Below are 6867 nucleotides of genomic sequence, written 5' to 3' on the forward strand. Positions count from 1 at the left end.
ACTACGTCCTTTCTATTCTTCTCACCATACCGCGGAGCAGCATCAAAAAGCACTTCTCAAATGAAAAGCTTACCCCGATAATTACAATGGTCCACGCGAATAAGTCGGGAGTATTTAAGTATATCTTGGCATGGTAGAGCTTTTCTCCGATAGAACCTGCAGGAATCCCTATCACCTCGGCCGCCGTGCCAGCCTTCCAGCACAGTCCTAGAGCAAGGCTGCACCCAGATATAAGGTAGGGCAGCAGCTGGGATACATAAATATACACGATCTTTCTTCCTGTTCCCATGGAAAACACCTGGGCCATCTCCAGCAGCTTTTGATCCGTATTCCGGATGCCCTGGTATATATTTGTATAAATCACGGGAAGTACCATGAGAAAAGAGATAAACACTGACAGATTCCTGGAGGGAATCCAGATAAGGCATAAGATAATAAAAGAGGCCACGGGTGTTGACTTTATGACTGTTATCAACGGCCGAAGCAGCACAGAGAACACCCAAAAGCGGGATGCCAGGGCGGCCAGCAGAATTCCCAGGATTAAAGCCAGAAGAAATCCTGACACAATTCTGATAAAGCTAAAGCTTACGGAGGTCCAGAAATCTGCCGTAAAAACCAGTTGTCCCAGTTTTACGGCAACAGAAACAGGAGATGCCAAAAGTATCTCCTGCTGTAGTCCCATGCTTGCCAGCTGCCACAGCAGCAGCCAGAATAAGACTGCACCTGTTTTCCAAAATACTGAATGTCTCTGTGTTTTATCTCTGGAAATAAAAGTCATCATCCGGCATTGCCCCTCCGATTGTCTCAGGATTCTGATCCAGAAGGGTTTCCAGATAACCGGAGAGCATTGTCTTCATCTCCTGGCCTTCCACGAAGGTTATGCTGCATTCCGGGATTGCTTTTACTGCCACTTCTTTTGCCACAATATCATGTGCATCTATGATGACAGAAGCTGCCTCCGCATCAGAATTTACAAAATCCACAGATGCTTTGTAGGCATCCAAAAATTTATTTACCTTTTCAGGGTTCTCCTGTAAAAATTCATTTCTCACAATAATCACACCTGTCACAAGGCGGCTTCCCTCTTCCTGTGAAGATTCCCACAAATCATTTAAATCCAGTGCCACTCTGAATCCTTTATTCTTCATAAGTGCTGTTGTGACAAAGGGCTGGGGAAGAAGTCCCACAGCCGTTTGGTCTGCCGCAAGCGCCGCCACCACCTCGGCATGCTCTGATTTATACTCAATAGTAACATCTTTCCGGGGATCTATGCCATTAGCTGAAAGAACATAATTCAGAGCATATTCCGGAGTCGCCCCTTTCCCGCTGGCATATATGGTTTTTCCTTTCAGATCTTCTGCGGTCTTAACAGCCTCCCCATTCTCCACCAGATACAAAATGCCAAGGGTATTTACTGCCATCACACTTACCTGCTTATTGGTTTTCTGATACAGCACCGAAGACAGGTTGGCAGGGACTGCCGCTATATCAAGCTGCCCCTGGACAATCAAAGGTATAATCTCATCGGGGGATGCCGCAATAGAAAACTCATACTGCGTATCATCCAGCATCTGTGCCATACCCATAGCTGTGGGACCCTTGAGTGCACCTATCCGTACACCAGTTCTCTCTGAAGTATCTGCTGTGTTCTCCACAGCCTCTTTCTCACTGTTGTCTTCCTTTTGCTCCGTCTTTTTGCTGTTATCCTCACTTTGGGAGGACTTACCTGTCCCGCAGCCAGACAGCATGAACGCACATAGACAAACAGCCAGAAAAAAGCTGCACCATTTTTTCTTTTTCATATCATTCCTCTTTTCCTACGAATTGCTATTATTTTATCACTTTTTCGGAATTTTTCCAAGATGATATCTATTTATCACTCATTAATTTCCTGTATCATATATCCCCTTACAATCTCCCGAGAGGGAAATATGACCGCCGCCGTTCTTACCAGCAGATTCACCCCTATCACTCCGGCGATAATCCCCGTGCTCACACTCCCTGTAGGCTGATCATTATTCCCCATTGGCCGGCTCACTATGGCCACAATGGTAAATTTCTTTTTCTCGTACCACGAATTCTCCTCCAGAAACCGCAGCAAAGTACTCTCTTCATGGTGCCTGCCCCGAAAGCCCGATATCCCTACGTTTCCAGCATAAACAAAAGTCCTTCTAACAAATCATTATCCTCTTCAATTACCAGTATCTTATTCATAGTCGCCTCCAAAATAACATGAAAAGGGGACGAAGAACACCCCGGTTCCCGTCCCTTACTTGTTATGCTACAATATTTTGAGGATTCCCTGACAGGAATCCCTGTATATTGTCTTTTAGAATCTGTACCAGCCGTTCCCTTGTCTCTAATCCCTTCCATCCCATATGAGGGGTGAGGATTACGTTTTCCAGGTTATACAAGGGATTGTCCTCTGCAGGGGGTTCGGTCTCCTGGACATCCAGGCCGGCACCCGCAATCTTCTGCTCCTGAAGCGCCTGAATCAATGCCTTCTCATCTACCAGAGCACCTCTGGAGGTGTTAATCAAAAATGCCGACGGCTTCATCAGTTCCAGCGCCTCCTGATTGATGATATGCTTTGTCTGAGGTGTCAGCGGACAATGCAGAGATACATAGTCACTGTTTTTCATAACTTCTTCGAATGTGGTATACCGCACGCCCTCCTCATCCGTACCCGGCGTTCTGGTGTAGATCAGGATGTTCATTCCCAAAGCTTTTCCAATTTTTATTACTTCACGCCCGATATTACCGGCACCGATAATGCCTAACGTTTTCCCATTTACTTCCACATGGTCTACCTGCAGACATTTGGTAAAGTTACACTTATCCCCCCGGGCCAGCATACTCATCTGTTTCTGCATGGATGAACTGAGATTCAGCAGCATCATTATCGCTGTGTGGGCCACCCGGCTGGAACTATAGGCCGGTATGTTGCATACCTGAATTCCCTTTGCCCTGGCGGCATCCAGATCGATATTGTTGTAGCCCGTGCCTGCCTCGCAGATAAGAGCTACAGACTCGGGAAACTGTTCAATTATCTCCCTCTTCAGAGGCATCTCCTTGGTCACAACAATCCTATGCCCCTGTATTCTCTCCAGAATATCCGCTTCCCGTGTATCCTCATACACGGTTACCTCACGGGCTAACACAGAATAATCGATCCTGCCGTCATAATTTACCTTTTCCCCGTTTAAAACTACTACCTTGTCGCTCATAATTCTTCCCTTCCCGCTCCATTTATATTCTGCATACACTATCTTTATTGTACTTAAGTATACCACACTTTAATCGGACAGGAAAGACTTGAGATAGGGAAGGTTAACCTTCTCTGATATTCCGGAATCCTCTCCAGGCCATCCCCCAGAACCTGATTCCTTACATATTGTATTCCCTCTTCCTCCGTGAACCTTACGGTAAGCTCGTGGCTCATTGCCTTATCATTCCCCGTCATTACACAGACTGCATCCACTGTCAGGGTAATCGTACCGTCTTCATTTTCTCTCATATCCGTAATCTCAGGCTCTGAGTTCCCGAACGCATTTGGAATATAATTGCCGCACCCAAGCCTCACCCACCCATATCTCTGCCCTTCCGGATCATAAACCGCATATTGCTTCAGCTGTTCTCCTGTAACCGGCAAATATTTAGAAAGCAGGCTCTCGAACTCTTCTCTGGGGATCCCCTCTCCATACTGGTCCGAAGGAAAACTTTTCTGATATTCCATAGGATACAAATATTGAAAAAGCCCGTTATAATCCAGCTCTTCCATATGATCCTCATCCCAATTGGAACAGAACAGATTATTTCCCTGGTATCCTACCGGTCTCAAATATTTTGCTGCAATCTCTCTGTATTCTTCTTTTATGGGCCTGACCCGTATGGTAGTATTGCCATTCATAATACTGTCTGTGATATCCGGCGCCTCCGGCAGCTCATAGCTGAACCACCCCTTCTCAGTGTACACCCAATCTTTTATCCGGGTATAAGAGGTTTCAGAAATCAAAGGGGCATCTGATTTACTCCATGTTGCATTAGTATACCATACAAACATATGCCTTCCGTCAAATCTGAATTTTTTTCTGCCGACTCCCCCGTCTGGGTAAAGCTCATAGAGCGTTACCTCCCCCTCTTTCCCTTTTAGCGAAGAAGACAAAAAACTATCCATGGATTCATAATTCTTCATATTATACCCGAACCCCAGATCGGCTGTCGGGCTTCCTAACTCTTTCAGCTCTTCCAGCATCAGCTCGGCTGTCTCTCCACCTATAGCTCCTCCTGAAGTTCCCCCACAGCCGTTATTAAGATACGTTTCCTTTACTTTTTCCATTGCGGTTTGGCATTCTGCCTCTGCCTCCTGCCTGTCTTTCTCCTCAACAGGAAGATCATACCCCATTTCCTGATCCTCCGCTGCCCCACTATCTTCAGATGCTGCTTTTTTAGATTCAGTTGCCTGAAGGGTTTCCGGTTTATGATTCTCTTTTCCCTGGCAGCCCCCCAGCAGAAGCAGACCGATAAGGAACACCGGATGCCACAAAGTCTTGTACCCTTTCACTGTGAGCTAACCTCCTTTCCCATAATTCTTTCATTTCTATCTTCCATCGTATGTCTCCCATTTATCATCTCTCAATATTGTACCCTGTCTTCCTTTGCTGCATATCTTATACATTCCTACACATGTAAGATTTCCGTTTGAATATATCAGACACTGCTAAAAGCATAAACACCTCCCAATAAATATTACATCTGTAGTATTTAAAAATCAAGCATATTCGATCATTTTTTATCTTTCACCCGGATCTCCTTTTCCGTAGCCTCGAATCATTTCTGTTTTCCCGCGCCCTGAATTCCTGTATCTGCTCTGCAATCAAATTATAATCCCTCTCAAACAGCTCTTCACTTATCTGCGGTTTCAGAATCTCAGCAGGGATCTTCTCCCCTATCTTTTCAATAACAAACTTTTTGCTTTTCTCCTTATACTTTGCCATGCCGTTCAGCTTCTGGATATGGGCCAGCTCCGGCCGCCACAGAAGGGATAACTGCTTCTTCAAACTGACCCCTTTATTTGCCTGCATCTTGCGATACATGTAGAAATCAACGGAATGGTCTGCCTCCTCAGCAGTTATAATTCCCCACCATTCAGGAACATGCTCCTTAATATGTATCCCATGAGTTGTGCCAGCCACAACAATATTATAATCAAAAAAAAGATCATAATCCTTAACTTGTCCTGCAAGTCTTGCATACGTATCTGCGTCACTTTTAATCTCGATCCCCACAAGTGCTTTTTCCATAACCATTACAATATCAGCCCTGGATTTTCCTACTTGCTTTTCTTCTAAAATCCTTATCTTCCCAAAATAATCTTCCAAATAGTCAAATAAAGGCTCTCTTAAATCCTTATCATATAACATACGTTACTCCACCCTTATCTTACCGCTAAACAATTCTGTATGAGGAAGGTCTTCATCTGCATGATATATATTAATATGATATTCATCCCCGCTTCGGTTTTTAAAAGCGGGAAACAAAAATCCGGATTCCGGTGCTTCCGCCTCATATTCACCGTGGACCGGACAAATCGCACCGATCAGAAAGGAGTATATTTCTTCTGACTCCCAAAGAGCTTCCTTATCGTTTGCTTTTAAGGGTACATCATATGCCCCAAAAAACAGATAAACGGCATATGGTCTTTCTGATTTATATTGTTCACTGACATAATCATAAAAGGTATCCAGCAGAGCATCATTCTTTAATTCACATGACTTTAGTCCCATAAAAAGCTGCCATAAATCCCCTGAACCTTTTGCCTCTTCGGTGAATCCGTACTCTTTTATGTTTACATTTGTATTCGAAAATAGGATTGCTTTTGCAATTTGCAGATTGGCGGCTTGGTCTGATGGAGACAATTTTAAGAAATTAGTGTTAAAAGTACCGTCTATATAACCTTCCTCGTCCATATACGCCCCGGCAATCCTGCTAAAACAGTTTCTTTTCACTGTCATACGCCGGGTAAGCTCTAGCATATCCTCTCTGTTAATTTTCTTCATTCTGTCACTTCACCCTTTCTGCCCATTCTATTCGATTATGTATAAATGCATTATAGCGCGGAAGCTCCTCCAAAGCTACCCTTTTTGCTTTTCCAGCACTTGGGGGAAACAAAAAAGCTTCAGATTCATAAGAACCTGAAGCTTTTCACTTAAGTGCCGCAGACCGGAATCGAACCGGTACGAAGTTTAACCCTCGCAGGATTTTAAGTCCTGTGCGTCTGCCAGTTCCGCCACTGCGGCATGTCCTGATACAATCACGGCTCGGACTTTTCCGTGAAAATGGGACCTATAGGGCTCGAACCTATGACCCTCTGCTTGTAAGGCAGATGCTCTCCCAGCTGAGCTAAGATCCCATAAACAAACTGTTAGTAATAACAACGACCCAGAAGAGACTCGAACTCTCGACCTCCGCCGTGACAGGGCGGCGCTCTAACCAACTGAGCCACTGGGCCATAAACCTATTAAATTAATACAATGGACCTTCGGGGACTCGAACCCAGGACCGACCGGTTATGAGCCGGTTGCTCTAACCAACTGAGCTAAAGGTCCAAAATAACATGTGTATTATTCACAAGTCCGAGAAGACCTCGCCAAGTGTTTCATACAAGCCGATGATCGGACTCGAACCGATAACCTGCTGATTACAAATCAGCTGCTCTGCCAATTGAGCCACATCGGCAATAGTTATTGCCGACAATATAACTATTATCTTACATAATTAGTTATTTGTCAAGTGACTCCAAGGGGATTTGAACCCCTGTTACCGCCGTGAAAGGGCGGTGTCTTAACCGCTTGACCATGGAGCCTT

General features: G+C 44.9%; 7 protein-coding genes and 6 tRNA genes. All 13 read right to left on the reverse strand.

Features of this window, described 5'->3' with window-relative positions; genetic code table 11:
- Window position 1: 1 nt before the first annotated feature.
- The 13 genes from GKG41_RS20825 to GKG41_RS20885 all read right to left on the reverse strand — a co-directional run bounded on the left by GKG41_RS20825 (window position 2) and on the right by GKG41_RS20885 (window position 6865).
- Window positions 2-778 carry an ABC transporter permease subunit gene (locus GKG41_RS20825; protein WP_347563373.1) on the reverse strand — a complete coding sequence of 259 codons (777 nt, stop codon included), beginning with the start codon at window positions 776-778 and terminating at the stop codon, window positions 2-4.
- Complete coding sequence (locus tag GKG41_RS20830) at window positions 756-1802, reverse strand: ABC transporter substrate-binding protein (protein WP_154261749.1); 1047 nt, start codon at window positions 1800-1802, stop codon at window positions 756-758. The genes GKG41_RS20825 and GKG41_RS20830 overlap by 23 nt, the downstream gene beginning before the upstream one ends.
- 74 nt (window positions 1803-1876) lie before the next feature.
- Complete coding sequence (locus GKG41_RS20835; RefSeq protein ID WP_154261750.1) at window positions 1877-2101, reverse strand: hypothetical protein; 225 nt, start codon at window positions 2099-2101, stop codon at window positions 1877-1879.
- A 175-nt stretch (window positions 2102-2276) separates the two neighbouring features.
- Complete coding sequence (locus GKG41_RS20840; protein ID WP_154261751.1) at window positions 2277-3227, reverse strand: NAD(P)-dependent oxidoreductase; 951 nt, start codon at window positions 3225-3227, stop codon at window positions 2277-2279.
- A 53-nt stretch (window positions 3228-3280) separates the two neighbouring features.
- Window positions 3281-4564: a DUF6070 family protein gene (locus GKG41_RS20845; protein ID WP_154261752.1), complete on the reverse strand. Its 1284-nt coding sequence runs from the start codon at window positions 4562-4564 to the stop codon at window positions 3281-3283.
- A 235-nt stretch (window positions 4565-4799) separates the two neighbouring features.
- Entirely contained in the window at window positions 4800-5423 is a 624-nt protein-coding gene (locus GKG41_RS20850) for a sce7726 family protein (protein WP_154261753.1), read from the reverse strand.
- A 3-nt stretch (window positions 5424-5426) separates the two neighbouring features.
- Complete coding sequence (locus GKG41_RS20855; RefSeq protein ID WP_154261754.1) at window positions 5427-6059, reverse strand: DUF4317 family protein; 633 nt, start codon at window positions 6057-6059, stop codon at window positions 5427-5429.
- Between the two features lie 154 nt (window positions 6060-6213).
- Window positions 6214-6299, reverse strand: a tRNA-Leu gene (locus GKG41_RS20860).
- A gap of 40 nt (window positions 6300-6339) precedes the next feature.
- Window positions 6340-6412 (reverse strand) — tRNA-Val (locus GKG41_RS20865).
- Window positions 6413-6437: 25 nt separating this feature from the next.
- A tRNA-Asp gene (locus tag GKG41_RS20870) sits at window positions 6438-6511 on the reverse strand.
- A gap of 23 nt (window positions 6512-6534) precedes the next feature.
- A tRNA-Ile gene (locus GKG41_RS20875) sits at window positions 6535-6608 on the reverse strand.
- 57 nt (window positions 6609-6665) lie between these two features.
- Window positions 6666-6738, reverse strand: a tRNA-Thr gene (locus GKG41_RS20880).
- A gap of 55 nt (window positions 6739-6793) precedes the next feature.
- Window positions 6794-6865: transfer RNA gene (locus GKG41_RS20885), tRNA-Glu, on the reverse strand.
- Window positions 6866-6867 lie beyond the last annotated feature (2 nt).

It is taken from the genome of Lactonifactor sp. BIOML-A5 (genome assembly GCF_009677585.1).
Taxonomy (GTDB): domain Bacteria; phylum Bacillota; class Clostridia; order Lachnospirales; family Lachnospiraceae; genus Lactonifactor.